General features: G+C 60.4%; 32 protein-coding genes and 1 pseudogene. 20 read left to right on the forward strand and 13 right to left on the reverse strand.

What is annotated here, in order from left to right; all coding sequences use genetic code 11:
* Window positions 1-72 precede the first annotated feature (72 nt).
* The 3 genes from AC1XDK_RS12615 to AC1XDK_RS12625 form a co-directional block, all read right to left on the reverse strand.
* On the reverse strand, window positions 73-516 hold the full coding sequence (locus AC1XDK_RS12615; RefSeq protein WP_483350259.1) for a hypothetical protein: 444 nt from the start codon (window positions 514-516) through the stop codon (window positions 73-75).
* 608 nt (window positions 517-1,124) lie between these two features.
* Window positions 1,125-2,168, reverse strand: coding sequence for a tyrosine-type recombinase/integrase (locus AC1XDK_RS12620; protein WP_483350260.1), 1,044 nt, complete (start codon window positions 2,166-2,168; stop codon window positions 1,125-1,127).
* Between the two features lie 290 nt (window positions 2,169-2,458).
* On the reverse strand, window positions 2,459-3,100 hold the full coding sequence (locus AC1XDK_RS12625; protein ID WP_483350261.1) for a helix-turn-helix domain-containing protein: 642 nt from the start codon (window positions 3,098-3,100) through the stop codon (window positions 2,459-2,461).
* A 198-nt stretch (window positions 3,101-3,298) separates the two neighbouring features.
* Between AC1XDK_RS12625 and AC1XDK_RS12630 the strand changes: the two genes are divergently transcribed.
* The 4 genes from AC1XDK_RS12630 to moaC all read left to right on the forward strand — a co-directional run bounded on the left by AC1XDK_RS12630 (window position 3,299) and on the right by moaC (window position 6,393).
* Entirely contained in the window at window positions 3,299-4,012 is a 714-nt protein-coding gene (locus tag AC1XDK_RS12630; RefSeq protein ID WP_483350262.1) for a class I SAM-dependent methyltransferase, read from the forward strand.
* 3 nt (window positions 4,013-4,015) lie between these two features.
* Complete coding sequence (locus AC1XDK_RS12635) at window positions 4,016-4,243, forward strand: hypothetical protein (RefSeq protein WP_483350263.1); 228 nt, start codon at window positions 4,016-4,018, stop codon at window positions 4,241-4,243.
* 169 nt (window positions 4,244-4,412) lie between these two features.
* A complete protein-coding gene (locus AC1XDK_RS12640) occupies window positions 4,413-5,849 on the forward strand; it encodes an NAD(P)H-hydrate dehydratase (protein ID WP_483350264.1) in 1,437 nt (478 codons plus the stop codon).
* On the forward strand, window positions 5,842-6,393 hold the full coding sequence (moaC, locus tag AC1XDK_RS12645) for a cyclic pyranopterin monophosphate synthase MoaC (protein WP_483350265.1): 552 nt from the start codon (window positions 5,842-5,844) through the stop codon (window positions 6,391-6,393). Before AC1XDK_RS12640 ends, moaC begins: the two co-directional genes overlap by 8 nt.
* On the opposite strand, the gene AC1XDK_RS12650 is transcribed toward moaC, so the two are convergent.
* Entirely contained in the window at window positions 6,383-6,757 is a 375-nt protein-coding gene (locus tag AC1XDK_RS12650; protein ID WP_483350266.1) for a winged helix-turn-helix transcriptional regulator, read from the reverse strand. The genes moaC and AC1XDK_RS12650 overlap by 11 nt on opposite strands.
* A gap of 281 nt (window positions 6,758-7,038) precedes the next feature.
* Here AC1XDK_RS12650 and AC1XDK_RS12655 point away from each other — a divergent pair, with 281 nt between their 5' ends.
* The gene (locus AC1XDK_RS12655; protein WP_231183106.1) at window positions 7,039-7,203 is read left to right on the forward strand and encodes a DUF7331 family protein; all 165 of its coding nucleotides are present in this window, start codon (window positions 7,039-7,041) and stop codon (window positions 7,201-7,203) included.
* On the opposite strand, the gene hflX is transcribed toward AC1XDK_RS12655, so the two are convergent.
* Entirely contained in the window at window positions 7,200-8,495 is a 1,296-nt protein-coding gene (hflX, locus tag AC1XDK_RS12660) for a GTPase HflX (protein WP_483350267.1), read from the reverse strand. The genes AC1XDK_RS12655 and hflX overlap by 4 nt on opposite strands.
* Window positions 8,492-8,848 carry a DUF2209 family protein gene (locus AC1XDK_RS12665; RefSeq protein ID WP_483350663.1) on the reverse strand — a complete coding sequence of 119 codons (357 nt, stop codon included), beginning with the start codon at window positions 8,846-8,848 and terminating at the stop codon, window positions 8,492-8,494. The genes hflX and AC1XDK_RS12665 overlap by 4 nt, the downstream gene beginning before the upstream one ends.
* A gap of 188 nt (window positions 8,849-9,036) precedes the next feature.
* Between AC1XDK_RS12665 and AC1XDK_RS12670 the strand changes: the two genes are divergently transcribed.
* The 4 genes from AC1XDK_RS12670 (at window position 9,037) to AC1XDK_RS12685 (ending at window position 13,922) form a co-directional block, all read left to right on the forward strand.
* Window positions 9,037-10,215, forward strand: coding sequence for a thiolase domain-containing protein (locus AC1XDK_RS12670; RefSeq protein ID WP_483350268.1), 1,179 nt, complete (start codon window positions 9,037-9,039; stop codon window positions 10,213-10,215).
* Window positions 10,212-11,657: a zinc ribbon domain-containing protein gene (locus tag AC1XDK_RS12675; protein WP_483350269.1), complete on the forward strand. Its 1,446-nt coding sequence runs from the start codon at window positions 10,212-10,214 to the stop codon at window positions 11,655-11,657. Before AC1XDK_RS12670 ends, AC1XDK_RS12675 begins: the two co-directional genes overlap by 4 nt.
* A gap of 511 nt (window positions 11,658-12,168) precedes the next feature.
* The gene (locus AC1XDK_RS12680) at window positions 12,169-13,104 is read left to right on the forward strand and encodes a 3-hydroxyacyl-CoA dehydrogenase family protein (RefSeq protein WP_483350270.1); all 936 of its coding nucleotides are present in this window, start codon (window positions 12,169-12,171) and stop codon (window positions 13,102-13,104) included.
* Window positions 13,101-13,922, forward strand: coding sequence for an enoyl-CoA hydratase/isomerase family protein (locus AC1XDK_RS12685; protein WP_483350271.1), 822 nt, complete (start codon window positions 13,101-13,103; stop codon window positions 13,920-13,922). The genes AC1XDK_RS12680 and AC1XDK_RS12685 overlap by 4 nt, the downstream gene beginning before the upstream one ends.
* Here AC1XDK_RS12685 and AC1XDK_RS12690 read toward each other — a convergent pair.
* On the reverse strand, window positions 13,919-14,707 hold the full coding sequence (locus tag AC1XDK_RS12690) for a helix-turn-helix transcriptional regulator (protein WP_483350272.1): 789 nt from the start codon (window positions 14,705-14,707) through the stop codon (window positions 13,919-13,921). The two genes, AC1XDK_RS12685 and AC1XDK_RS12690, sit on opposite strands and share 4 nt — an antisense overlap.
* Window positions 14,708-15,038: 331 nt before the next feature.
* Between AC1XDK_RS12690 and AC1XDK_RS12695 the strand changes: the two are divergent.
* Window positions 15,039-15,290 (forward strand): annotated as a pseudogene (locus tag AC1XDK_RS12695) (DUF7344 domain-containing protein); the annotation flags it as partial.
* A gap of 233 nt (window positions 15,291-15,523) precedes the next feature.
* On the forward strand, window positions 15,524-16,363 hold the full coding sequence (locus AC1XDK_RS12700; RefSeq protein WP_483350273.1) for an MBL fold metallo-hydrolase: 840 nt from the start codon (window positions 15,524-15,526) through the stop codon (window positions 16,361-16,363).
* Window positions 16,364-16,450: 87 nt separating this feature from the next.
* Here the strand turns inward: AC1XDK_RS12700 and AC1XDK_RS12705 are convergent, their stop codons facing one another.
* Window positions 16,451-16,750 (reverse strand): DUF7545 family protein, encoded by a 300-nt coding sequence (locus tag AC1XDK_RS12705; protein ID WP_483350274.1) that lies wholly within the window; start codon window positions 16,748-16,750, stop codon window positions 16,451-16,453.
* 243 nt (window positions 16,751-16,993) lie between these two features.
* Between AC1XDK_RS12705 and AC1XDK_RS12710 the strand changes: the two genes are divergently transcribed.
* Window positions 16,994-18,214, forward strand: coding sequence for an inorganic phosphate transporter (locus AC1XDK_RS12710; protein WP_483350275.1), 1,221 nt, complete (start codon window positions 16,994-16,996; stop codon window positions 18,212-18,214).
* Window positions 18,215-18,224: 10 nt separating this feature from the next.
* On the opposite strand, the gene AC1XDK_RS12715 is transcribed toward AC1XDK_RS12710, so the two are convergent.
* Together AC1XDK_RS12715 and grxC are read right to left on the reverse strand one after the other, a co-directional pair.
* Entirely contained in the window at window positions 18,225-18,554 is a 330-nt protein-coding gene (locus AC1XDK_RS12715; protein ID WP_483350276.1) for a hypothetical protein, read from the reverse strand.
* A gap of 74 nt (window positions 18,555-18,628) precedes the next feature.
* On the reverse strand, window positions 18,629-19,957 hold the full coding sequence (gene grxC, locus AC1XDK_RS12720; RefSeq protein ID WP_483350277.1) for a glutaredoxin 3: 1,329 nt from the start codon (window positions 19,955-19,957) through the stop codon (window positions 18,629-18,631).
* Window positions 19,958-20,070: 113 nt separating this feature from the next.
* On the opposite strand from grxC, the gene AC1XDK_RS12725 reads away from it, so the two are divergent.
* From AC1XDK_RS12725 to AC1XDK_RS12745, 5 genes are all read left to right on the forward strand, one after another.
* Window positions 20,071-20,355 (forward strand): DUF357 domain-containing protein, encoded by a 285-nt coding sequence (locus tag AC1XDK_RS12725; RefSeq protein ID WP_483350278.1) that lies wholly within the window; start codon window positions 20,071-20,073, stop codon window positions 20,353-20,355.
* Window positions 20,356-20,416: 61 nt separating this feature from the next.
* A complete protein-coding gene (locus AC1XDK_RS12730; RefSeq protein ID WP_483350664.1) occupies window positions 20,417-20,692 on the forward strand; it encodes a winged helix-turn-helix domain-containing protein in 276 nt (91 codons plus the stop codon).
* A gap of 58 nt (window positions 20,693-20,750) precedes the next feature.
* A complete protein-coding gene (locus AC1XDK_RS12735; protein WP_483350279.1) occupies window positions 20,751-21,056 on the forward strand; it encodes a DUF8036 family membrane protein in 306 nt (101 codons plus the stop codon).
* 144 nt (window positions 21,057-21,200) lie between these two features.
* The gene (locus AC1XDK_RS12740; protein WP_483350280.1) at window positions 21,201-21,482 is read left to right on the forward strand and encodes an ArsR/SmtB family transcription factor; all 282 of its coding nucleotides are present in this window, start codon (window positions 21,201-21,203) and stop codon (window positions 21,480-21,482) included.
* Window positions 21,483-21,648: 166 nt separating this feature from the next.
* Window positions 21,649-22,377, forward strand: a complete 729-nt coding sequence (locus AC1XDK_RS12745; protein ID WP_483350281.1) for a ferritin-like domain-containing protein — start codon at window positions 21,649-21,651, stop codon at window positions 22,375-22,377.
* 26 nt (window positions 22,378-22,403) lie between these two features.
* Here the strand turns inward: AC1XDK_RS12745 and AC1XDK_RS12750 are convergent, their stop codons facing one another.
* From AC1XDK_RS12750 to AC1XDK_RS12760, 3 genes are all read right to left on the reverse strand, one after another.
* Window positions 22,404-22,538: a hypothetical protein gene (locus AC1XDK_RS12750; protein WP_483350282.1), complete on the reverse strand. Its 135-nt coding sequence runs from the start codon at window positions 22,536-22,538 to the stop codon at window positions 22,404-22,406.
* The gene (locus tag AC1XDK_RS12755) at window positions 22,535-24,049 is read right to left on the reverse strand and encodes a sodium:solute symporter family transporter (RefSeq protein WP_483350283.1); all 1,515 of its coding nucleotides are present in this window, start codon (window positions 24,047-24,049) and stop codon (window positions 22,535-22,537) included. Before AC1XDK_RS12755 ends, AC1XDK_RS12750 begins: the two co-directional genes overlap by 4 nt.
* A gap of 78 nt (window positions 24,050-24,127) precedes the next feature.
* Window positions 24,128-25,321 (reverse strand): putative manganese transporter, encoded by a 1,194-nt coding sequence (locus AC1XDK_RS12760; protein ID WP_483350284.1) that lies wholly within the window; start codon window positions 25,319-25,321, stop codon window positions 24,128-24,130.
* 178 nt (window positions 25,322-25,499) lie between these two features.
* Between AC1XDK_RS12760 and AC1XDK_RS12765 the strand changes: the two genes are divergently transcribed.
* The 3 genes from AC1XDK_RS12765 to AC1XDK_RS12775 all read left to right on the forward strand — a co-directional run bounded on the left by AC1XDK_RS12765 (window position 25,500) and on the right by AC1XDK_RS12775 (window position 26,423).
* Window positions 25,500-25,694 carry a cold-shock protein gene (locus AC1XDK_RS12765; protein ID WP_483350285.1) on the forward strand — a complete coding sequence of 65 codons (195 nt, stop codon included), beginning with the start codon at window positions 25,500-25,502 and terminating at the stop codon, window positions 25,692-25,694.
* 94 nt (window positions 25,695-25,788) lie between these two features.
* Complete coding sequence (locus AC1XDK_RS12770) at window positions 25,789-25,968, forward strand: DUF7836 family putative zinc-binding protein (RefSeq protein ID WP_483350286.1); 180 nt, start codon at window positions 25,789-25,791, stop codon at window positions 25,966-25,968.
* A 218-nt stretch (window positions 25,969-26,186) separates the two neighbouring features.
* Window positions 26,187-26,423, forward strand: coding sequence for a UPF0058 family protein (locus AC1XDK_RS12775; protein ID WP_483350287.1), 237 nt, complete (start codon window positions 26,187-26,189; stop codon window positions 26,421-26,423).
* The last annotated feature ends 37 nt before the right edge of the window (window positions 26,424-26,460 follow it).

The following is a 26,460-nucleotide window of genomic DNA, read 5'->3' on the forward strand; positions in this document are numbered from 1 at the left end:
CTCGACGGAAATATCGTCAAGATGGTCCATTAGAACACTCAACGTTATCCGGGCAGAAATTTCTAACGGCTACTATATTATCTCAGCTTTTGTTTCTGGTGAGTGGTCAACTGGCTTCTCAAGGCTCCGCTTCCACATTTGGATTTCTCTATAGTATAGAATCACACTTGTTGCTTGTTCAACATTTAGGAGTCCAAGCTTATCTTGGTTTTCCATGTAAATGTCAAACTGAAGGGATGCTTCGGAATCACGAACTATTTGTCTATACCACTTATTAATCTGCTCTTCTCCGTACTCCTCAAGACGTAGTTTTGCGTTTTCTTCAGGAGTATTATCTGACTTTATGTAGTCAATTGACTCTATAGTATCAAACCACCTCTCCATCAGTTCGATTTCCACTTTCAATGCACGGCAGAATCGCTTTCGCTCAATATGCCGTCGATATGCACTGATAAAGAATGTGCCACTAAGCGTGAGGAAACCACCAACTAAGACGCCAACAAGTCCAGAAGCCATTCTTGTATCTCCTTACCAACGAGATTAATTATTCTACGCACATAAATTCATGCACGACTATGAGATAGTGCTGTGAGACAGCACAGAATCGCTTGTGAGACGAATGTATGTTTTTCTGATGTCTACCATTCGCAAGAGGAAGAAACCTCGCAGGAGGCAAATATCGTCCTCCTGTGGTGTCGTAGGAAGGGAGGTGATTTCCCTATCACGCACAATACATGGTGGGGTTTCTTCGGAATCGACGGGACGACATTCAAAAAATGTGACGTATCCCGATTCTTAAAAACTATCCCCAAGGAGATATTGGATTCTTTACATACAACGTCTGTACCTCTCGAAAACGAGGGGAAGACGTCTTCCTTAATTACAGTCTTTTGAGAGTGAAAATTATCATCTTGGTGGGGATTCATCCACAGATTCGACACTTAAGGCACGGGAATCAAGGTAATTGACAGAAAAAGAATGGTTTCGGCGACAGACGACTTCTCTATGGATAAAAACAGCTTTAATCACCTTCGTAGGTAGAAGGCCCTTTTCTCTTGAAGTTACCAAAGAGGAATAAATTTCCTTAGGAAATCACGCGCCGTGTGTTGCTTCGTCTCCAAAGTCTATAGACTCAAATTATCCAGTTCTCTCCTTCGATTCATCCGTTTCTGTTCTCTATCTCTTACGTCGTAGTGTTCCGACAAGGTATCTACACTCACATTCATCCTCTCGCTGGCTATCTCCTTCGAGACATTCTTATCGAGATGATTGGTTATCGCAGAACGTCGGATAGCGTGAGGCGATACGCTCGAAGGACACCGAGAGTATCGAGTCGAGTCAGTCACTGCTTCGCAATCCTCGATAGTCTTATCATGAGGACACTTGTCGGCGTAGAAGCACGGTCGAGTAACCATATACACAATCCGTTGCATGGAATTTCCCGACAATCTCCCTTGCTGGCTTGTGAACAACGGTTCTCGTCCATCAGACTCCTCTTGAGCGATTCTATTCCGGTCGATGTAGTCATTCAAGGCTGTGACCAAAGAGTCGTCTACGAGGCTGATATTCCGTTCTGCTTCGTCCTGTAGCTTCAACGGAGTAGGGTTAGCCGCGTTCGGTCGATGGCGGATTTTCAAGAAACCTTCCTGCCTCTCGTAAGACGACAAATCAAGGCTTACGCAAGTGCCTCTCCTCATTCCAGTGTGGTACAAGAGGTGAAACAGTACGTGTTCCTTCGAGGCGTACCGGAATCGCTGAAGATGGTCTATTATCGCTTCAGCTTCTTCGTGGGTAATCGACGTATCACGTACTCCCTCTCCCTTGCTAATCTTCGGAACGATGATTTTCTCGGGAAGTCCTTGTTCAACTGCTTCGATGCTTTCGGCATACCGGAGAAATACCCGGAACGTCCGTAGCTGGTTCTCAAGTGTGACCGTTGAGACACCACCATCGGCTATTCTCCAGTTCTTGTAGGCTTCACAAAGCCGTCCAGTCATCTCGTTAAGGTTCTCGATTCCTTGAGTGTCACACCACTTCAGGAATTGCTTCAACCTGTAGCGATGGTTCTGGATTGTCGAACGGGAAGCGTCGTTTGCACGACTATCCAGATAGTGCGAGACGGCTTCTTTCGGTGCAATCGGTTCGAGATTCTGCGGTTCCTTAGTCATGGTTGGTCAGGGTTGCAGAATTACACGACCGAGAGGCAGCTTCCGAATCCTGCCCCGACCCATTTCTGACGACGCTACACGACGAGCGTAGCGAGGAGTCTGCGGCGTCGAAATGGTCCGGCAGTTCGAACTTGGGGAGTCGCATGCCCGCGGAGTGAACGAGCAGGAACGTCTCCACAAAGTTCGAATCTGTCCCGAATCATGATTGTACCGCGAATTACTCGTGGGCACACGATTTGCGCGGGTCCGCCCACGAGGCGAAACGACTGTCCCATCGAACGGTATCGAATTCAAACGAGTTCCATGATGACTTTGGTTTCTATTTTCCGAAGGTGTTCACCGACCGTCCCCGCAGAGATATCCGCTCGGTCCGCAAGGTCTCGAAGGGTCGCACGCCGTGGTATCTCGTAATAGCCCTCGTCTATCGCCAGTTCCAACAGTTCTCGCTGGCGATCCGTCAGCAGCGACGCGAGTTGGCGCATATCCGGGCGATACTCGCCCATCCCTTCGAGCTTAATCCGAATTCCGCCGGGGATTTCCCCGATAGCCTCTCTGATTTTCTCGTCCTCTCCAAGCATGGTTACTCGAAGGTCACCCCGGTCGGTGTATTCCATCGGCCAATCCACGACGATTTCGTACCGTCGGAAGATACCGAGGAGGTCGGTCATGAGGGAGTTCGCTCGAAAATGGAGGTAGACGAGTCCGTCAGATGCTGCAGACTTTTCACAAGTCAGCACGTCCGGGTTCGCCTCCAGCACTTCCGTGGCCTGTTCGAAGTCACCACGGAGTTGATACAGCCCGACGCCGGTTCCGTCGTCCAAGAGGTTGATGTAGTGGATCGCTTCACCCTTCACTGCTGAATCGGTGTCGCACTCGCCATTAGGACAGCGTTCATCGTCGACCTGCCGAATGACGAACGTAATATATCTCATACTATCGACCGGCTCTTTGCGCCCAGAGCGCCCAGAACGACTGAATCCGGTCGGTCTGTGAAGTATCGATTTGCTCGGGCTGTCTCTGTCGCTGGCCGTACCGCATCAGTGGATGAATATGCCGCAAACGGATATAAACCCACCTCAGATGTACGGCGCTATTCGCATGTATAGGTGAGTCGTCCGTATCACCGACGCATGCCGAACAGAAAAACTGAAACGGGCACCACGAACAGTACGGAACGGAAACTATCGACTCCCGGTCAGTCAATCGTCGCTGCACTCTCCGAGCGCTTCGACCTTGCGGAACATCGGCGATATCTCGCACGCGACCTCGAAGGGACGATACTGGACCTCGGCGCGGGGAGCGGTGCGTTGGTCCCGTACCTGCAAACGGCAGTTCAGCGTGAGCCATCTCTCGACCTACATGCAATCGAACCGAATCCCGGCAGACGGAGACGGGCGAAGCGGACAGCCAGCGCACACGGCTTAGATATAAACGTACAAGCAGGACGGGCCGAATCCCTGCCCTACGCGGATGATACGTTCGACGTGTTTATCGCCTCCGCGGTGTTCTGTACGGTACAAGATCCGTTTTTAGCCTTTGAGGAGGTCCACCGTGTTCTGAAGCCGGATGGCGAGTTCCGCTTTCTCGAACACGTCCGGTCCGACGGTCCCCGTGGCTACGTCCAAGACGCCGTGACACCACTCTGGAAACGGATCGACGCCGGCTGCCATCTCGACCGACGAACGGACGAGTGGATCGCGGCCGGTCCGTTCGCTCTCGATGAAATCGAAACCCTACGTATCGGCGTTAGCCCATCCAGACCCTTCGTGCGCGGAACTGCCACGCCGGAGAGTCCAACCGAGACCGACGGCCGAAGCGATGATAGATTGCAGGAGTCGGGCTGAAACGTGAACGCGAAAGCCACCGCATTGGCGATTCTCGGTGCCATCGTCGCACTTCTCGGAATATTGTGGCTCGTCCAAGGTCTCGGACTCGTCCAAATCGGTCCCGTTTTGTGCGTCACAGACTGCAAACCGATTACGGGAAAATCGACGCAATGGACGGTTACGGGCGCGATTGCCCTGTTCATCGGAATCGTCGCCGTTTGGGCGGGACGGAGTCGCGCGAATCGATGACGGTTCATATCGAAGTCCTCGCATTGATTCACACTACACTCGCTACCACATTCCGCGAAAACCGTCCACCACGCTTCACTCTGCCACACGTCCCGCTTCCGCGACTCACCGGACTTTCTCCACGGCCTAGCCCACAACGTTAACCCGGAATCCGACCGAACGCCCGTGTATGATAACCGCAGAGCGGATGGCCGCCGTGGACGAGAACGCGGAGTATCTCGGCGTCCCTCGCAAGCAGTTGATGGAATCGAGCGGGAACGCCATCGCCCGACGCGTGCGCGAGATGGTGTCGCCGGGTGCGCGTGTCTGCGTCGTCGCCGGACGGGGGAACAACGGCGGCGACGCCTTCGTCGCCGCGCGATTTTTAGACGAGTACGACGTCTCGGTTCGTCTACTCGGACGAGCCGAAACCATCGGCACCGACATCGCGCGGGAGAACTGGGACGCGCTCCAACGCGCCGAGTACGACACGACGGAGGTGAAGGACTCACGCGCGTTCGAACTGCCGGACTGTGACCTCGTGGTCGACGCAATGCTCGGAACCGGCGTGACGGGAGCGCTTCGGGACCCCGCCGCGACGGCGGCGCGGGCGATAAACGACGCCGACGTCGCCGTCCTCGCCGTGGACGTTCCCTCGGGTGTGAACGCCGACACGGGAGAAGTCGGAGGAGACGGGGAGGGGGTGGCCGTCGAAGCCGATTCGGTCGTCACGTTCCACGACATGAAACCCGGCCTCGCCGACTACGACGGGGACGTGACCGTCGCCGACATCGGCATCCCCGCCGCCGCGGAGCGGTTCGTCGGGCCGGGCGACCTCGGGAGCGTTCGCGGGAACGTCGGGGGCCGCGTGTTCGTCATCGGCGGCGGGCCGTTCACCGGCGCTCCGGCGCTTGCCGCCCAGTCGGCCCTGCGGACGGGTGCCGAACTCTCGTTCGTCGCCGCGCCGAAGGCCGTCTCGGGGGAGATCCAGGGCTACGCGGAGGACCTCATCGTCCAACCCTACGACGGCGACAGGTTGACGCCCGAACAGGTGGATGGGTTGGTCGAAACGGCCGAATCGTACGACGACACGGTCGTCATCGGGCCGGGACTCGGCAACGCCGACGAGACCATCGACGCGGCGACCGACTTCCTCGAATCGTTCGATGGGCGGGCGGTCGTCGACGCGGACGCGCTCCCGGCGATTCCCGACCTCGACACGGACGCGACGGTAGTCTGTACGCCGAACCGCAAGGAATTAGCGGAGATGGGCGGCCCGGACGTGGACGACCTGCGCGAGGCGACGGACGAAATCGAGGCCCTCGCGAGCGACATCGGCCACGTCGTGTTGGCGAAGGGAGCGACCGACGTGATTTCGGACGGCGAACGGACACGCGTCGTCCGGACGGGCAACACGGGAATGAAAGTGGGCGGCACGGGGGACCTGCTCGCCGGAATCGTGGCGGGACTGTTCGGCACGACAGACGCCTTCGACGCCGCGTGCGTCGGGTCGTTCGTCAACGGACGCGCGGGCGACTTGGTGTACGACGAGCGATACGAGGGGCTCCTCGCGTCCGACATGCTCGAAACGATTCCGGCCGCGATATGGGGTGACGACGATGCCTGAAACGGGACCGGACGATGACGGAACGCGAGCAACGGACGGGACGAAACGGGACGGCGAGACGAACGACGAGGGGTTGACTCACACGGACGAATCCGGTGAAGTGCAGATGGTAAACGTCGGCGAAAAGCCCGATACGGCCCGCCGCGCGGTTGCGAGGGGGAAGATTCACCTTCGACCGTCGACCATCGAGGCGATTCGGGCGAACGACCTGAAGAAGGGCGACGTGTTAGCGACCGCTCGAATCGGGGCGATTCAGGCGGTGAAACACACGTGGGAGACGATTCCGATGTGCCATCAGATACCTATCACGAACGTCGATACCGACTTCGACGTTCGTGATGACCGGGTACGCCTGTCCGTCGCCGTCGAGACGACGGGCAAGACCGGATGCGAGATGGAGGCCTTGGAGGGCGTGACGACGGGTTTGAACGTCGTCTGGGACATGGTGAAAGCGGTCGAAAAGGACGAAGAAGGCGGGTATCCCGACACTGCTATTCGGGACGTTCGGGTGGTCGATAAGGAGAAACGCGAACTCACACGGTAGCCGAATCCGGGTCCTCAGCGGGGGAGATGTATTCCATTCCCCAATCGCGCATCGAGAGGATGACGGGTTCGAGCGACTCGCCGGTCGACGTCAGCGAGTACTCCACTCGAACCGGTTTGTCACTCACGATTTCGCGGTTCACCAATTGCTTTTCGCCCAAGTCGTCCAAACTGTCCGACAGAACCTTGCTCGAAATGCCGTCCACTTCCTCCTTGAGCGCGTTGAACCCGAGCGGACCGCTCACGAGCAGTCGATGTACGATGACGGGGTGCCACTTCTTCCCGACGAGCGTCGCCGTGGCGGTGATGGGACACCACTCCTCGCCCGAACACCACATGGTCAGTCGTTCCGGTTTCTCTGTCATAGAACGGAGTAGGGTGGCCGACGATAAAAAGTTACATCACGAAATCAACTTACCGATAGTAACCGTTTGACGGCTTTTTCGCAGGGAAAAAGTGCTTGTGTGAGCATCGGAGATAGATTCCTCTCACACAACGGTTTCACAGATAGAATGTACGAATAACCGAAAGGTTCTCGTTCGCCCGTCGCCTATCGAACAGTGAGGAATCATGGTATTGGGTAACACTTATCACATAGGGGTTGCTACCCGATAGTGGAGAGAAAGCCGACAACCAACCGAATCGCATGACTACGAGCACGCACGAAGCAGACGATTCCCGACGAAACCGGGACGACGACCGATACGCCGAACTCGAAGTGCAGGACGACGCAGTCCTCATTTACGACCTGAAAAACCACACCGCGTGGATTCGTTCGAACGGGGCAGTATCGTTATATTCGATGCTTTAAGCCGATGGTACGGCAGTCAAGTCACTCGCTTTCGACCGTGACTGCTGGATGATGGCGGAGCGTGCTTCGAACTCGACGACCACCTCGTCGTCGGTGTAGGTCACGTCCTCCACGCGGGCGTGGTCGTGTACCCACGAAACCACGCTCATCGTTTCGTCCGTCATCGGCATCACCAATCGTTCGAACTCCCAATCCGGCAGTTCGATATCGATACGCCGTTTCAGTTCTTCGACGTTCATATCCTCCTTGCCACTGATAGCGACCGGATTCGGCGCGAGTGCCGAGAGCGCCTTGCGCTTTTCCTCGATTTCCTCGTCGCTAACGGTGTCGATTTTGTTCAACACCGTAACGATGGGCGCTTGATTACGTTCGTACAGCGTGTCGTGGCAGGTGACGAGTTTCTCGCGAATGTCGTCTATCGGTTCGCTCACGTCCACGACCAACAGGACGAGGTCGGCGTAGTACACCGCGTCCAACGTCGATTTGAACGATTCCACCAACCAGTGCGGGAGGTCGCTGATGAACCCGACCGTGTCGGTCAACAGCACGTCCCGCCGCTCGATGTCGGCCTTCCGCGTCGTGGTCCCGAGCGTCGTAAACAGGCGGTCTTCGGCCTCCGCCGTCGGGTCCAAGTCGGGATGTAACTCGTCGTTCGCGCCGATTTCCAACTCCTCCGCCAGTCGCTGGAGGAGCGTCGATTTCCCCGCGTTCGTGTATCCCGCAAGCGCCACGAGGTCGAACCCCGACTCGCGTCGTTTCTGTCGTCGGTCCGCCTCCTTGTCGGCGATGGCGTCGAGTTCGTCCTTGATGCGGCTTATCTGGTCTTTGATGTCCTGTTCGTGGCTCTCGTCGTATTCACCGAGACCCATGAACCCCGGTCGCTCGTCGCGCTTTGCGAGACTCGTCTTCGCCTCGACGCGGGGTAGTTCGTAGCGCAGTTCCGCTAATTCGACCTGCAGCTGTGCTTTCCGAGTTTGAGCGCGCTGGCCGAAGATTTCGAGAATCAGCCTGAACCGGTCGATGACCTTCGTCCCGTCGGGCAGTCGCTGACCCAAATTATACGTCTGGTACGGACCGAGTTGGTTGTCGAAGACGACCACCCCGGCATCCCGTTCCGTGACGGCGGCCGTCAGCTCGGCGACTTTCCCCTCGCCGAATTGGAACGCGGCGTCTTCCTCTCTGGATTGTGTGACCGTCGCGGCGACGTCGTAGCCCGCGGCGCGAGCCAACTCGGTCAGTTCGTCCATCGAGGCGGTTCCGTCGTCTACCCGTTTTGCAAGTATCGCTTTCATAGGAGTAGTTTTCGGGCGGCGTACGCGGCGTGATGTGCGGCCTGCACGGTTTCACGTTCGGCTATGCTCTCGACGTACTTAAAATCAGGTTCGAGATACTGTTCGACCATCCACCGCGGTTCCTCGTAGAATTCGCCCCGTTCGGCGACTACCGGTTCCGCGGACGGGTCCGGGAGGTCACAAACCGCATCCGTGACGACCCCCGTCGTCGCCGAAAGCGTCGGTTCGTCGTGGCTGACCGCGAACCCCATCCCCTCGACGCTGTGAAGCCGTGTCGTCCCGACCATCGCGTGGATGGCGGCGGCGACCATCAGGTATTCGCCTTCCTCCTCGTGGCGACCGCTGATGTCGATGCCCACCACGTCAGCCGTGCCGGCCCTTCACCTTGATTCGTGCCTCGTTTCCGTGCACATGCGCCCGTAAGCCGCCGAGGCTCTTGAATCTCCCGCCGAGATTCACCCTCGCTTCGACGGCGAAAATCCCCCATCCACAGCGTGGGAGTGACGGCAGTTATTTCTCCCCGCGAACGCCAGTTCGAGACATGCGAGATGCGTATCTAGTCAGCGCGGCCCAGACGGATTTCGGGTCGTTCCCCGACGAAAGCTATCGGTCCCTGTTTCGCACCGCCTTCGAGGCGGCCTGCGACAGCGTTCCGGCGGGCATCGACCCGGACGACGTGGACGAGGCGGCCGTCGGCACGCTCGGCGTCGGCGGCCGTCAGTTGGGTCTGTCCGGCCCGGCGGTGACGGAACACGTCGGACTCGACGGAATCCCGTGCACCCGAGTCGAGAACGCGTGTGCGGCGAGCGGCTACGCGGTACGGCAGGCCGTACAAGCCGTCAAGAGCGGCATGGCGGACGTCGTCCTCGCGGGCGGCGTCGAAATCATGACCGACACGTCGAGCGACGCGACGAAGTACTGGCTCGGCGTTTCCGGGGAAACCGAATGGGAGCGGCTGTCGGGAACCACCTTCGCGGGCGTCTACGCCCAGATGGCCGACGCGCACATGGAGAAGTACGGGACGACGGTCGAAGACCTCTCCCGCGTGGCCGTGAAAAACCACGCCAACGGCGCGAAGAACCCGCACGCACACCTCGGGTTCGAATGCTCCTTGGAGGACGCGACGAACGCTCAAGTCGTCGCGGACCCCCTCACGCTCTATCACTGCTGTCCGACGACCGACGGCGCGGCGTGCGCCGTCGTCGTGAGCGAGGACGTGGTGGACGAGTACACCGACGACCCCATCCGAATCGCGGGCGTCGGCGCGGCGAGCGACCGGGTCGGCCTCTTCCAGCGTGACACTTACACCTCCGTCCCGGCGTCCCGCGAGGCCGCCCAGTCCGCCTACGAGATGGCCGGTGTGAGGCCCGAGGACATCGACTTCGCCGAGGTTCACGACTGTTTCGCCATCGCGGAACTGCTGGCCTACGAGGACCTCGGCTTCTGTGAACCGGGCGGAGCGGGAGAACTGGTCTCTTCCGGAACGACGGAACTCGGCGGTGAGCGCCCCGTCAACACCTCCGGCGGCCTCAAATCGAAGGGCCACCCCATCGGCGCGACCGGGGCGGGACAGATGGTCGAAGCGTACAAACAGCTCTCCGGAACTGCGGGCGAACGACAGGTCGAGGGAGCGACGCGCGGCCTGACCCACAACGTCGGCGGAAGCGGCGGTGCCGCGGTCGTCCACGTGCTGGAGAGGGAATCGGAGGTGGAGACATGACGGGGGACGAACGCACGCCGAACATCGCCGCCGTCGGTGCCTACGCCCCCCGATTCCGAATCTCGGCCGAGGCGTTTACCGAGGCGTGGGGACAGTTCCACGCTGCCGGGGTGAACGGGAAGGCGGTTCCCGACGCCGACGAGGACGCACTGACGATGGCCTACGAGGCCGCAACGCGGGCGCTTGAGGCCGCCGGAAACCCCGACGTCGCCTTCCTCGCGTTCGCTTCGACTACCCCGCCGATGGCCGAGGAGGACGTGACCACCCGACTCGGCGGAATGCTCGACGTCCCGGACGACGCGACACGACACGTCTTCACCGGAAGCACCCGCGCCGGAACGCGAGCGCTCGTCGCCGGATTCACAGCGGGGCCGTGGAACGACGGTGTCGGATTGGTCGTCGCCGCCGACTGCCCGCGCGGTGAACCCGACTCCTCCGAGGACCACGCGGCGGGTGCTGGCGCGGCGGCCTTCGTCCTCTCCGACGACGGCCCAGTGAGCATCGACGGGCAATCCGAATACGCGGTCGAATTCCCCGGCACGCGATTCCGAGAAACGGGCGATTCGACCGTCGAAGGATTGGGCGTCACCAGCTACGATAGAGAAACGTTCTCCGAGACGCTCGCCGGAGCGGTCGGAGGACTCGAAGCGGACGTCGGGACGGTGGACGCCGCGGCGGTGCAAGCCCCCGACGGAAAGTTGCCCTACCGGGCCGCGGGTGCGCTCGGCGTGGGCGTCGACGAAATCCGAGCAGGTGCGCTCGTTCACGAACTCGGCGACACGGGCGCGGCGAGCGTCCCGTTGAGTCTCGCCAAATCCCTCGCGGACGGCCACGAGCGAATCCTCGCCACTTCGTTCGGAAGCGGTGCGGGCGCGGACGCCCTTCTCGTTTCTCGAAACGACGACGTTCCCGTCTCGTTGGAACTCGACGGCGACGACCCGGTTTCCTACCCCGAGTATCTCCGACTGCGCGGCGACCTCACGTCAGGTCCGCCGAGCGGCGGCGGCGCCTACGTCAGCGTGCCGTCCTGGCGGCGCACGCTCGACCAACGGCACCGACTCCTCGCCGGACGGTGCCCCGACTGTGGCGCGCTGAACTTCCCGCCGGAGGGCGCGTGCAACGGCTGTAACTCGCTGGTCGAGTACGAGTCGGTGAAACTCACCGGCGAGGGAACCGTCGAAGCCGTGACGACCATCTCGCAGGGCGGTGCGCCGCCGGAGTTCGCGGAGCAGCAGGCCAAGTCGGGCGACTTCGACGTGGCAGTCGTCTCCCTCTCCGGATCCGACGGCGGCGAGGCGAGCGTTCCCGCACAGGTGGCGGGTACCGAACCCGGGACCCTCGAAATCGGCGACGCGGTGGCGACGACGATGCGCCGAATCTATACGCAGGAGGGCGTGACGAGGTATGGGTTCAAGATTCGACCGCGAGCGGTCGAATCTTGAATCATGCCAGAGCTTTCCTCTGGCAGTGGTTCACGGTTCAGCCGCTGGCTGAACCGTGAAGTAGGTTGGAACTGCGTTCCGACCGTAGTTCAAAATTCGCCCGGCATTCGGATCGTAACCGTGTGAATAGCTCCGCTATCGACGGAGAGTCATATTCGACCGATAGAATGAAATACTAACACGGAGATACGTCTCCTCCTGTTTTAGTGTGGATCGTACCGACATGTGGTTGGCACTACGTTTGTCACACTACTGACTTTGGAAATCCGATTCCGCACCTCGAGCGCACGTACTGCTCGTCTGTAGCTTCGAAAGAAAGTCTGTCTCGTGTACCCCTACCCGAGACAATTAACCGATTTCGCGGGCACGATAAAAGCTTTCTGCAAACGGTCGGAACGAGGATATGTTTTCGAATCTATCTGGACTCGAACCAAATCGACCCATCGTTGCGACGTTCCGATTCGAGGGCGGAGAAAAACGCTTTTCGTGCGTCCGCACGCGGTTTCTCACGATGAAAGTAGGCGTACTCGGAGCAGGGACGATGGGGCACGGAATCGCACAGGTGACGGCGATGGCGGGCCACGACGTGACTCTGCGCGACATCGAACGGGAGTTCGTCGAGGACGGTATCGAGAGCATCGAGGCAAACCTCCAAGGCGGCGTCGAGCGCGACAAGGTTTCGGAGGCCGAAAAAACGGAGACGCTCGACCGGATTTCCGGCACCACCGACCTCGAAGCCGCCGTCGGCGATGCCGACGTGGTGGTCGAAGCGGTTCCCGAGAAGATGGAAATCAAACGCAGCACGTTCGAGGACGTGGAGGAGTTCGTTCCGGACGACACCATCATCGCGTCCAACACCTCCTCGCTGTCGCTTACCGAAATCGCCAGCGCGTTAGAGGACCCCACGCGGGCGGTCGGACTGCACTTTTTCAACCCGGTCCACATCATGAAGTTGGTCGAAATCGTGATTCCCGAACAGGCGAGCCGCGAGACGGTCGATTTCGCGGCGGAGTTCGTGGACGGTATCGACAAGGTGGGTGTCGAAGTCAACGACTCTCCCGGCTTCGCCTCCTCGCGCCTGGGCGTCGCGCTCGGCGTCGAAGCCATCCGCATGCTGCAGGAAGGCGTGGCGAGTCCCCAGGACATCGACACGGCGATGGAACTGGGCTACAACCACCCGATGGGTCCAATCGAACTCGGTGACGTGGTCGGATTGGACGTTCGCCTCGGCATCCTCGAACACCTCCGCGAGGAACTCGGCGAGCGGTTCCGCCCGCCGCAGATTCTCCGCCAGAAGGTGCGCGCCGGGAAACTCGGCAAGAAGACCGGCGAAGGGTTCTACGTGTGGGAGGACGGGAAAATCGTGGGGGTTTCGGGCGAAGACCGAACGGCTCGTCGGACCGATTCCGACGACGTCACTGACGGAAACAGCGAGGTCCCCCGATGAGCGACGAGACGCCCGGCAGCCCCGAACAGGTCGCACGTGGGTGTGAGACTGTTGATTTCGACGTCGAGGGGTACGTCGGAACGGTCACGCTGAACCGCCCCGACGCCCGCAACGCGCTGAACGCGCAACTGCGCGCCGAACTGAAGGAAGTTCTCGACGCCGCCGAGGCGTCCTCGGACGTGCGCGTCGTCGTACTCACCGGTGCGCCGGAGGCGAAGGCGTTCGTCGCCGGGGCCGACGTGAAGGAACTCCGGGAGCGCGACGCGCTCGAACAGCGCGAAGCGAGCAAGCGACCGCGCGTGTACGAGTACGTGGATGACCTCGAAAAACCCGTCATCGCGGCCATCAACGGCCACGCGCTCGGCGGCGGGTGCGAACTCGCACAGGGGTGTGACGTGCGCATCGCACACGAACGCGCGAAACTGGGGCAACCCGAAATCAACCTCGGCATCATGCCGGGCGGCGGCGGCACGCAACGTCTAGCCCGACTGGTCGGCGAAGGGCAGGCCATGCGGTTGATTCTCTCGGGGGAAATCATCGACGCCGAGGAGGCTCGTGACATCGGCCTCGTGGACGAAGTGTGTGCCGACGACGAGTTCGAGGACCGCGTGTACGAACTCGCGGGACGCATGGCGGATAAAAGCCCGACGGCGCTCGAACTGGCGAAGAAGGCCGTCAAAGCGAGCAGTCGGATAGACCTCGAATCCGGAATCGAGTACGAGGCCGAACTGTTCGCCCTGCTGTTCGCCTCGGCGGACAAAAACGAGGGTATCGACGCCTTCCTCGAGGACCGCGACCCCGAGTGGCAGGACCGCTAAGGACGCCCGCCGACGAGGGTCGAGCGCTCGTGGTAGGCGTCGAACACGTCTTTTCCCCATGCCACCGCGGCAGGGGTGTCGTTCGTGATGAGACCGCGGAGTTCGCCGCGGTCATCGTAGACGACGACGCCGACGCTATCGACGCCGCCTTCGACGACGATGAGTCCGAACGGGAGCGTGTCGTCCGATTCCCAAATCGAGATGCGTTCCGACGCTAGCGCCTCGTCCAACTGTTCGCCGTAATCGGTGACGAGGTACTCGACGACGGCGCGTTCGAGCACCAGTTCCGCCGTCATCCCGTCCGTGGTCGCGCGGTCGTGGAACAGTTCGACGTACTGCGGGAGTGCGACGGGTGATATGCCGTGCACTCGGTCCGCGTTTTCGACCATCTCCTCGAAATACCGAAGGGGATGGTTCGGTGCGTGTCGTTCGGCGAAGACGACCGTGGCGTCTTCGATGAGCACGGTGGATATCTCCGACTCGGCGGGCAGAATCGAGAGGAGGTCGCGCGTTCGACGAACGTCCTCGGCGACGGTTCGAAACGAGCGGTACTCGGATTCGAGTATCCGACCGGCGAGGGTAAGCGCGAGACCCTCCTCGGTTCGTTCGACGAGTTCGTACTCGCGGAGTTCTCGAACCGCCTTGTAAACCGTCGAGCGGGACACGCCGAGTTCGTCCCCGAGACGGCGCTTCGGTATCGGTCCTGACGAGAGGGCGGTCAGCAGCCCGGCACGCTTGACGACCGTCGAAATCAGGGCGTCCGGATGGTCTCCCGCGTCAGTCATACACTACCTGTCAATTTCTCCCCGTCCTTTATAAAGGTGATTTAAAAAACAGCAACAATTATATGTGTTGTTTTGTGTTCGAGACGGCGTCCCGTTTCGAACTGCGTTCGGTTAACTAAAGTAATAATGCAGTCGTCCGATGATACACGTGTTCGGACTTCGGTTCGAACGTCCCGCTACGCGCAGGCCCGACACTCTCCGCTGTGCGCCGAACGACCGTGATGGGAGAAACATGGTTTCCAATACACGCCCTATCGACGACACCGACGATACGCACGTACCGTCACCGTCAAAACTGTTTTCGCTCCTCGAACAGTAGCATCGGCGTCTCGCCCTCCGGTATCTCCTCGACCACAACTGTCCAGTTTCGTTGGACGCAATCGCTACGTACCTCATAGAACACGAAGACGTCTCGGCGGACGACCGACGACGGTTGTCCGTCGAACTCCATCACAATCACCTGCCACGACTCGCGGACTACGGGTGCCTCAGGTACGACGTCGAAACGAACACCGTAGAACAGGTATTCGACGACCGCGAATTACGAAACCTCTTCGAACGTGCCACTGATTCGAGCGTGTGAATGTGAGATGCGGCGGTAGAGGCCGCACCCGTCAGAGACACATTGCAGTACCGACTGCCTGCTATGACAGTGAAACACCGTCCGCAGGCGTTCTCGGAATGTGACTGGTAGGACATATGTCTTTGGTTAATAACTCCATGTCGTCGATTAATCCTGTATCGATTTGAACATATCATTGCTCTCACGGGGGAAACGAACGCAAGGTTTAGGCGCGTTTACCGAGCAGTGTTCGTATGGCGACTCACAGCGACTGGGGAGACTGGCTTCCACGTGCGGTCGAAGACGCGACACCGGAAGGCATCTCGCTCTGGTATCTCGGCTGTAACGGGTTCGTGTTGAAAGGGAGTGACGGAACGACGCTGTTCATCGACCCCTACCTTGGAACCGGCGACCCGCCGCGAACCGTCCGCATGGTTCCCGTTCCGTTCGACCCGGACGACGTGGCGGAAGCGGACGCAGTGTTGGCGACCCACGAACATTCCGACCACGTCGATGGGGAAAGTCAGGCGCCGATTCTCGAATCGACGGGAGCGTCGTTTTACGCACCCGACGACAGCCTTGCCGTCGCGTACGACGACCAGCGATGGTTGGACGACTGGGACGTGTCGGACGACCAACTCGTGGAGGTCGAAGAAGACGACACCTTCGAGGTCGGCGAGTTCACCGTTCACGTCGAGGCCGCCCACGACGCCGACGCGACACACCCCGTCTCCTACGTCATCGAACACGGGTCGACCACGTTCTTCCACGGCGGCGACACCAAACCCGGCGACGAACTCGACCCCATCGGCGAGAAGTACGACATCGACCTCGGCGTGTTGGCTTTCGGCTCGGACGGTTGGATTCCCGACAAGGAGACCGGCGAACCGAAGTACACGAAGTGGTACAGCGACGAGAACGAAGTCGTCGCCGCGGCGGACTCCCTGCAACTGGACTGCCTGCTCCCGACCCACTGGGACATGTGGAAGGGACTGACGGCGGACCCGACCGCGCTCTTCGACCACGCGCGGAGCTACGACTACCCCGAATCACTCGAAATCGTGGAAATCGGCGACCGCGTCGACCTGACGTAAGCCGCTCCGTTTCGGCGTATCGTTTTCGAGGCTGCTGCTCTTCCCTGCAACGCGCGAAAAACCGCGAACCGTCGAGTCGTCGGTAGGTTAGTGCGAGTGACCCGTCGCCTGCTCGAACGTGATGCCGATTCGCTCCTCGAACAGTTCCCGTGCTTTCTCCTCGATGGCGGCGACGTCCTCGCTGGGTTCGCCCTGCGTGTGGTGTACCGCCGCGTGGGCCTGCTGGACGAACGAGACGATCGCCATGTCACCGACGACGGTCTCTCGGGACTCGTCCTCCTCGCGGAGGAGGTCGATGAGTCCCGGCGGGAGTTCGATTTCGTCGCTGTTTCCGTCCGGTCCTTCGATGGTGTACGTTTCCGTTTCGACGGAGTCGGTATCTACCATACCTTCGCTTTGATGTGAAGCATTAAGGGTCTGTGGATGCCGCCTGCACGGCGACCGCGGATTCAAATTTGTGTCCGTATCAGTACAAGCCATCCATAACTTTTGTCGAACCAATTCGACGGAATTCGTACCAAAGGCCACTTAACGCTGTAATCGGTAGGGAATAGCGATGAATTCGAGCGAGAGAAATCACTATGTCAATATCGTGATGAAAACAGTCATCGGACAGACCCGACAGTCATAATGGCGTCACTGATACTCGTGGTCGCCGTCGCACTGACGGCTTCTCTGTTCATGTCGTGGACGGTCGGTGCGAACAGCAACTCCGCCCCCGTCGCACCGGCAGTCGGAGCGAACGCGCTGTCGGTTCTCCGCGCTGCGCTTTTAGTGGGTCTCGTCGCCGGACTCGGTGCCATCGTCCAAGGGGGAAGCATCTCCGAAACCATCGGCAAGGACCTCGTGACCGGCGTGACGATAACGCCCGTCGCAGCGGCGGCCGCACTGCTAACGGCCGCGACGCTCATCACCATCGGGAACACGCGCGGCTATCCGATTCCCTCGGCGTTCGCCGTCACCGGGGCGATGGTCGGCGCGGGTATCTCCCTCGGCGGCGGATTCGCGACGGACGAGTACGTCAGAATCCTCGCCTTCTGGTTCACGATTCCGGTCGCGAACGCCATCATCGCCTACAGCGTCGCTCGGACGCTCCGAAGTGAATCGATGCCCGAATCCATCGGCATTCCCCTGTTGGCCGGGTTGGTCGGCTACGCCGTCGCCAACATCCAACTGACAGTGACGCCGAAGGCGAACGGCGCGCCGGGGTCCATCGCCCGCGCGCTCTCGACCGATTGGCATCTGCTTCCCGACCACGTCTTCGGGAGCTACACTCTCGGGATGGTCGTCATCAGCGTCACGGTCGGATTGCTCTCGGTACTCGTCACCCGATGGGCGCTCGTGGACGACGAGGAGAAGGGAATCAACCGATTTTTGGTCGTCCTCGGCCTCATGGTCGTGTTCACGAGCGGCGGGACGCAGGTCGGACTGGCGACCGGACCGCTCGAAGCCATCTTCGAAACCGACCTCCACCTGTCGGCGGTGTACCTCCTCGCGCTCGGCGGCCTCGGAATCCTCGTCGGCGCGTGGACCCGCGCACCGCGCCTGATTCAGGCCGTCTCGCAGGAGTATGCGTCCCTCGGTCCGCGCCGGTCCATCGCCGCGCTCATTCCCGCGTTCCTCATCGCGCAACTCGCCATCGTCCTCGGGATTCCCATCTCGTTCAACAAGGTGATGATTTCGAGCATCGTCGGTGCCGGGTTGGTGGTCCGCTCCTCGGGTTCCGGCGGCGGCGTTTCGGCGTCGAAAGCGGGCTACACGCTCGGCGCGTGGGTGGTCTCGATGGTCGGTGCCGGACTCATCAGTTTCGGCCTGTATCGCGTGCTGACGATGATTCCCGGCTTCACGTGACCGTCTTCGGTCACGTACGCAGTTGGTCGAATATTTCCTCCTGTGCGGCCCGCGTTTTCATCTCCTCCCACGTTTCGAACTCGGTCGTCCCCGCGACGTAGGCGTCGAGACGCTCGTTGGGGAGTTCGTCTATGGAACTCTTCTCGTCGAGGGTCCATGGACTCTCCCGGTAGAAGGCGTGAAACGAGTCGAACTGCGTGTGACTTCGCATGAACTCCTCCGAAAAGAACTCGTCCGAGTCGACCCTCGTTCCCGCCTGTAGTTCGAACACCCGTTCCTGCGCTTTTTCGAGTCGTCCGTGAAACGGGTCCAATTCGGAAACGCGAAGGTCGAAATCCATGCGGCCCACTACTCGCGTCGATACACTAAGTGCTGTGGCTGACACTTCTGCTCGAAAAACGGTCTCCCTTCGAATCAGTCGTCGGAGGCCGCCGCGCCCTCTTGGACCGCGCTCGCCTCGCCGAGTTCTGCCGTCTCCAGATAGTCGTCCGCGTCGAGGGCGGCCTTACAGCCCATTCCGGCGGCGGTCACGGCCTGCTGGTAGTGGAAATCCACCACGTCGCCCGCGCCGAAGATGCCGGATACGTCCGTCTTCGTTTGGCCACCGCCCTTGCCACCTTCGGTACGGATGTAGCCTTCCTCGTCTAATTCGACGTCCGTGTCTTCGAGGTAGGTCGTGTTCGGCGTGTGGCCGATTGCGAGAAACACCGCACCCACGTCGAAGTGTGACTCCTCGGTTTCGGGGTCGTCGAGCTTCTGGGACGGTTTCCCTTCGGGATTCGAGACCATCGTGACGTGGTCCACGCCTTCCTCCGGCGACCCGTGAATCTCGGTCACTTCGGTGTTCTTCATGATTTCGATGTCGCCGTCCTCCACCTTCTCCTGCAGGCGGTCCTGCCAGTAATCCTCCGCGCGGAACTCCTCGCGGCGGTGGACGAGGTACACCTTCTTTGCGAACTTCGTCAGGAAGGTCGCCTCCTCGAAGGCGGCGTCACCGCCGCCGATGACTATCATCTCCTCGTCGCGGAAGAACGCGCCGTCACAGGTCGCACAGGTCGAGACGCCGTAGCCCATCAGTTCGTCCTCGCCGGGAATCGACAGGGTTCGGGCGCTCGCGCCGCTGGCCGCGATGAGCGCGTCGGTCGTGTACACGTCGCCGTTCGTGAGTTCGACGCGGAACGGACGCGAGGTGTCGTCGACGTCCTCGATGATTCCCGTCTTCACCTCGGCACCGAAGCGCTCGGCCTGTTCCTGCATGTCGTTGATGAGTTCCGGCCCGCTGATGCCGTCGGGGAACCCGGGGTAGTTCTCCACGTCCGTCGTCAGCGTCAACTGTCCGCCGGGTTCGTCGCCCTGGAGGACGAGCGGGTCGTTGTTCGACCGCGCGGAGTAGATGGCGGCGGTCAATCCCGCGATTCCGCTCCCCGAGACGATGAGTTTGCGGTGTTCGACGTCCGCTTCGCCGCCGTCAGCGACGGCCAACCCCAACTTCTCGTCCAGTTTCCCGTCCCGTTCGAGCGCGCTGGTTTCGTCCCACCCGCCGATGAGTTCGTCGTCGATGAACACTTCCGGCGCCGTCTTGCGCCCTTCGGCGCGTTCGACCATCTCGTCGAACAGTTCCTCGTCGCCGGTTACGTTGTACGTCTCGTACTCGATTCCCTTCTCGTCGAGGAGGTCTTTTGCCTTCTCGCAATACGAACAGTTCTCCTTTGTATACATCTCGACGCGAGGCTCTTCGCTCATGGTGCAATATCACTCGTCGTCGTGTATTTACCTTGCGCTGTCTCCCGTGCTTTCCGGTTTCACGGTCGGGATGGCTCGAAGCGCTTACCTCCGCTCCGCCACGATTCGGCCATATGCCTGCAGATTTGGTCGAGAAGACGAACCGCTACGAACGCCTGTTGTCCGAGGCCCTCGACGCCGCCGAAATCTCCGCGCCGACCGACACGCCGATGGGCGAGGCGGCGGTGGACTGTCGGGAGATGGCCCAGTCGTATCTGGATGACGGGCGGCACTTCAAGGAGGATGACGATTTCGTCAACGCGCTCGCGTCGTTTTCCTACGGGCACGCGTGGCTCGACGCCGGGGCGCGTATCGGCGTGTTCGACGTTCCCCGCGAGGGACACCTGTTCACGGTATAGCCCGTTCGTTGAATCAGTAGGGCGATGCGCTTAGGTGGGCGGGGTGTTTCGGTTGGGGGTGATGGAGGGCGTCCTCTGGTACGTGCTCACCGGCACCCGTGGCGGAGCCAATCGCGTTCGGTTGGTTCGGGCCATCGACGAGCGACCACGGAACGCCAACCAACTCGCCGAGGGGTTGGATCTCGATTACAAGACGGTCCGGCATCACCTCGACGTTCTCATGGACAACGGTATCGTCGAAAACAGCGGCGACGATTACGGTGCGGTGTACCTGTTGACCGACCGAACGCGGCGAAATTGGGAAACGGTCGAAGAAATCATCGAACAGGTGGAATGAGTATGGTCGAATCTGGGAAAGCATATATGCGAGAGCGATTACAAGGGAGGTACGACGGATGGGAATCTGGATAGACGTCGCGCGGGTTTCCACGGCGCTCAACGTGGTGTTACTCCTCGGCTTGAGCTACGTGTGGCTCGACAACTATCGCCAGTTCAAGTCCAAGCACACGCTCGGCCTGTCGGTGTTCTCCGTCCTGCTCCTCGCACAGAACGCGCTCGCGTTTTACGTCTACTCGTGGGACGACTTGCTATCCGTTTGGTTCGCCACCAAGGTACCCGCCCCCGCGTGGAAAGCGATGCTTGCGCTCCACGTCCTCGAACTCTTCGCGTTAGTGTTTCTCACGTGGGTCACTTGGGACTGATTTTCCCCGTATCGACCGCTTCCTCTCGGACGAGTTGACCGTTTCTGCGAGTTTAGCCACTCCATAGCAAGGGCCATGGCGTGCATAGCGATCTCCCGTGACACTTCGAACGCGCCATGCCCCACGTGAAGCGGAGTATCCGCGATGAGCGACAGCGGAAAACTGTGGTACGTCCTCTCGGGCAGTCGTGGCGGCGCTCGACGGGCGACCCTGCTGGCGGAACTCGCCGAGAAACCGCGCAACCCGAACCAGTTGGCGACGGACCTCGACATCGACTACAGCACCGTCAGACACCACCTCGACGTCCTCGTCAAACACGAACTGGTCGAAATCGAGCGGGAGGAATACGGGTCGCGGTATGCACCATCGGCGAAAACGGAGCGGAACTGGGACGAAGTGGAACGGATCATTCGAACGGTATCGTAACGACGGGGGTCCGTCGTGAGTGCGAAATTCGCCCGGGGCCAATACGCATTTGTGCAGAAATAGGGGGGCGTGAGCCAATATGAGATGAATTTGGGTGACAGTCCGGAAAATTTTCTTTAAATGACTTCCCCTCGGTGAAAGCGTGCGTCGAACCGCACGTCCAATTATGCCAGATGATAGCCAAAAAGCGGTCGGAACCATCGGTGAAACGGCGCGGGAACAACTCACGTCACGGCGTGGATTCCTCGCGGGGTCGGCGGCCATCGGGGCGGTGGGGCTGACCGGGGCAGGTATCAGCGTCGTCGGAGCGGAAGACGAAGACAGCGGCAAAGGAGATGATGATTCCATGAGCAACGGAGACGGTACGAAAGACGAGACGACCGACGTAGACATCCTGAACTACGCACTCACCCTCGAACACCTCGAAGCGACGTTTTACGCGAAGGGCTTGGAGGATTTCTCGGACGACGACTTCATGAACGCGGACCTCGGGTGTGGGGTCTGTGACGACGTCCGCATGAAGATTCCCGACCAAGTGAAGGTCGTCGGCGAACACGAAGCGGCACACGTCGAACAGCTCACGAAGGTCATCGAGCAGCTCGGCGGCGACCCCGTCGAAGCGGCCGAGTACGACTTCGGCTACGAGACGCCCGCCGAGTTCCTCGGCGTCGCGAAGGCGCTCGAAAACACGGGCGTCGCCGCCTACGCGGGTGCGGCCCCGTCCATTCAGAACGGCGACCTCCTGTCGGCGGCGCTCTCGATTCACAGCGTCGAAGCGCGCCACGCGGCATCGTTCAACGCGCTCAACGGCATCTCGCCGTACCCGAACGCATTCGACGAGGCGAAGTCGATGGAGGAAGTGAAGGAAATCGCTGGACAGTTCATCGTTCAATAATCGACACGACGCGTTCGATTTTCCCTTTATTCTTCGGCGAGCGTTGCGGTCAAGACGTAGAGTGCAGTCACCAGCACGAGCAGTATCGACCCCCAAACGAGGACGGCGAACGCCGTCGATTCGACGGTCAACGGGACGACGGGAGGAATGGCGAGCGTCATCGTCGCTCATCGCCGTCACTGACTCGCTCGTCTAACCGGCGGATACGCGTCGAGAGGTCGCGTAAATCGTACGACTCGTCGGAGAGTTTGGCGGCGCAGAGCGCTATGCCCGTCGAGACGAGCGCCGCGATGCCGAAGGCGGCGAGGAACGATGGCTTCGGCAGAAACGGAAACCGAAGGAGTCCACGAAGCGTCGGCATGAACGCGGCCCCGAGCGTCAGACCGGAGAGGCTCGCCGCGAGCGCGCCGCGCTCCGTGAGTCCGGGCGAGTACAACCCGGCGAGGAGCGGGACGAAGGTCGCCGCCGCGAGGAGGTCGGCGGTGAGGAACAGTTGGAGGACGCTGTATCCCTGTGCGCCGATAATGGTCGCGGCGAGCGCGACGAGAACGGTACTGAGTCGCGCAGTTCGGGTCAACGTCCGTTCTTCGGGGTCGTCGAGGAGCAACGGCAGGTCGGCGGTGACGACGCTCGACAGCGCGTTGAACAGGGTATCGACCGTGCTGGCGACGAGCAGCACGGCGAGGAGGACGACCACGAGCGCGACCCAGTCGGGGAGCGCGTTCGCGACGAGGACGAACAGAGCCACGTCGGCGTTGTATCCGGGGGCGGTCGAATCCGCGACGACGAGGTTCATGCCGGAGGCGGCGATGCCGAAGACGCCCGCCAGCGTGAGCATGGGAAGGACGGCGACGGCAGCCACTCCAAACGACCGGCGAACCGTCGCCTCGTCCCGAGCGGCGTAGATTCGCTGCCACCACGTCTGATTCAGCATCTCCGCACCGAGTACCGCGATGACGATGTACGCCCCGAACTGGAGTCCGGGGAGGAATCCGGGGTCGAGGAGCGTCGGATTCGTCGCCGTGATGGTTTCGTAGAGCACGCTCGTTCCGCCGAGCGAGAGGACCGCGCCGCCGAAACAGACCGCCAGCAGCGGCAGAACGAGCAACGTCTGTATAGTGTCGGTGAAGATGCTGGCGCGCAGGCCGCCGTATCCGGCGTACACGAGGACCCCGAACCCGACGAGTCCCGCGGTTTGCCACTCGGGAACGGCGGCGAGAAACGACAACGCTCCCGCGATTCCAGTCATCTCGGCGGCGAGGAAGACGAACATATAGGACACGCTGACCAGCAGGACGTAGGCGTACATCGCTGACCCGTATCGGGCATAGGCGTACTCGGTGAGCGTGTGCCCGTCCGGGATGAGACGACGGATACGAGGTCCGAGACGGACGAAAACGACCATCGGGACGGCGCTTCCGAGGGCGTACCCGGCGACGGCCGTGATGCCGCCGAAGGCCGCGCCCGCTTCCGCCGGACTGAACAGTATCCACGCGCCCATGCTCGACGCGACGAGCGTTGCCGTCGTCGCCCCGTGACTGGTCGTGTTCCGCGCGGTGACGAACGCTTCGGCGGACGAGATTTTTCCGCGACTGTACCACCCTCCGAGCACCGCGGACAACGCGAGCGTTCCCGCCGTGACCGCAAGCGCTTGTGCAGTGGGTATCGTCATCTCCGCCTCCGATTCGAATCCATTCTATAACTCAGTGGTACCACGGACTCATAAAAGAGTTCTGAATCGGCGAGCGGTTTACCCGAGAACGCCGAAACCGGTCATCGGTCCGAAGAGGACGTGGAGCAGGACGCCGACGATGAGTGCAGGAACCGTCGTGTAGATGGACGCGACGACCGCGGCTTTCTTGTCGATGGCGATGAGGGGAAAGAGCGCGTCGCCGTCCTGGCTGATGGCGTTCGCGGTGAGCGCGGAGAACGGAATCGCACCCTCGGCGTACACGCTGGCCAACACGATTTGCGGGCCACAGCCGGGAATCAGTCCGACGACGGCCCCGGCAATCGGTGCGAGGAGGCCCGCCGCCGTGGCGAGGGCACCCACGTCGATGCCGAAGACGAGGATACCGTACTCGTAGAGGAGGTACGCGGCGAGTACCCAGACGGTGACGAAACTGGTTTCCATCGCGGCGTGCGTGAGCGTCTCGTAGCCGTCGGCGAACGATTCGGGAGCACGCCCGACGTGTCCGTCGCCGAGGTAGTGTCGCCCGATGAAGTAGAGGTAGAACGAAAGCGCCGTTCCCGTCACGCCGACGACGGTGAACGCTCCGGCGTATGTGGGACCCAACGCGAGCGGAACGTCCGGCGCGCTCTCGAGGAGGTACATGACTCCCAAGACGAGCGCGGCAGCAGCGGAAACCCACCACACTGCGTGAAGCGCGTGGCTCAGCGGCGTCAGGACGGACGAGGTTCGTGCGACCCCGGTTTCGCAACCGGGTTCGTAGTCGTGTGTCGGATTGCCGCCGGGATTGTCCGCGGCGAATCCGCCGTCGGTCGCCGTTCGTCCGAAGGACGCGACGGCGCGGTCGATTCGGCCCACGCCCATTCCGAAGCGGTCGATGGCGTAGCCGGACAGGATGGCCGTGACGAACGCGACGGCGTAGGCGTACAGCCCCGCTTTCGGGGCGAGGGCGAGGATGACGAACGCCGAATCACCGGCGGTTGCGATGAGCGTCGCGACGACGGTACCGAAGCTGACCGTGCCACGAACGTACAACGGCATCATCACGATAGCGCCACCACAGCCCGGCGTGAGCCCCATGAGCGCGCCGAACAGCGGCTGGAGGCGTTCGTGTTCGGAGAGCCGTTCGACCAGCGCGCCGTTCGTCCGGTACTGGACGAGGCCGAAGAGGAGAACCGTGACCGCGACGAACGCGCTCACTTGCACGTAGCCGTCCCGCACGGATGCGAGGAATATCTCTATCAACTCGTTCATGGATACTACACCTTCACAACCAGAAATACAGACCTTTTAGACATCTCTAAAATAGAGTTTTGACTACTTCGGTATATACCTTTGCCTCTACTAATAGTGGAGGAAGGGATGTGATTCGTGGTATATGATACCAATAGCCGCAATTTTTATGTTCGTCACCCCGTTCTGTCTACGTGCAATGGTGAAAGGTACGGTCACCTTCTTTAACGACACCGGCGGCTACGGTTTCATCGAGACTGACGACGCGGACGACGACGTGTTCTTCCACATGGAGGATGTCGGCGGCCCGGACTTAGAGGAGGGACAGGAAGTCGAATTCGACATCGAACAGGCAGACAAAGGACCGCGAGCCACGAATCTCGAACGGCTCTAAGCGGATTTCGTCCGGCGACGAACGACGCACAGCGGATGCTCTATTCAAGAGGAGTGCCAACAAGATTTTTCTTCTATCCGACCGATATAGGGGTATGGTGGAAACCTACGTTCGGTTGCTCTGTCCAGAATGCGGAAAACACTGGGAGTCCAGCCCCAAAGAGCTGCCAGAACCGCAGCGACAGTTTCACTGTCCGAACTGTCATGCGACCCGACGAACGTCGGAGTTCACGAGAACCGAGCGCGACCTCGAAACCCTCAAACAGCTCCAGTAAGCAGAGGTTATCTTCGACCAACGGATCGATTTAGAACGATAAGCCGCTTTTACCCGTCCCCCTCCTTCCGCCCGTAGCGAGGAAAACGTCGTCGAGGAGTGGACGATGCCGGAGTCATTTTCGATACCGGCTGGAAACCACCGAATCACTGACTATACGGCGTGCTAACGGGACTCAAGATAATAATATAACCCTGCAACCGTTACGTTCGTGTGCTTATGAAGAAGCAGGAGCTCATCCACCTTCACGGCCTGCTTGCGGAAGTTGGCAATCATTTCGAAGAACAGGACGGGAAACAGATTACGCTGGACGATTATGACTCTCTCGGAGTACGACCGACGTCCATTCATAAATCAAAAACAGACCACAAAGCGGCTGTTTTTGCGCTGTCCGAGGCTATCACGTCCGGCATGCGTGCGACCGAACGCGAAGCGGTCGCACCTCAAGCAGACTAAGCGGCGGACTGCCGATTCTCGACGATAATTGAGCTCC

It is taken from the genome of Haladaptatus sp. HS23 (assembly GCF_056892285.1).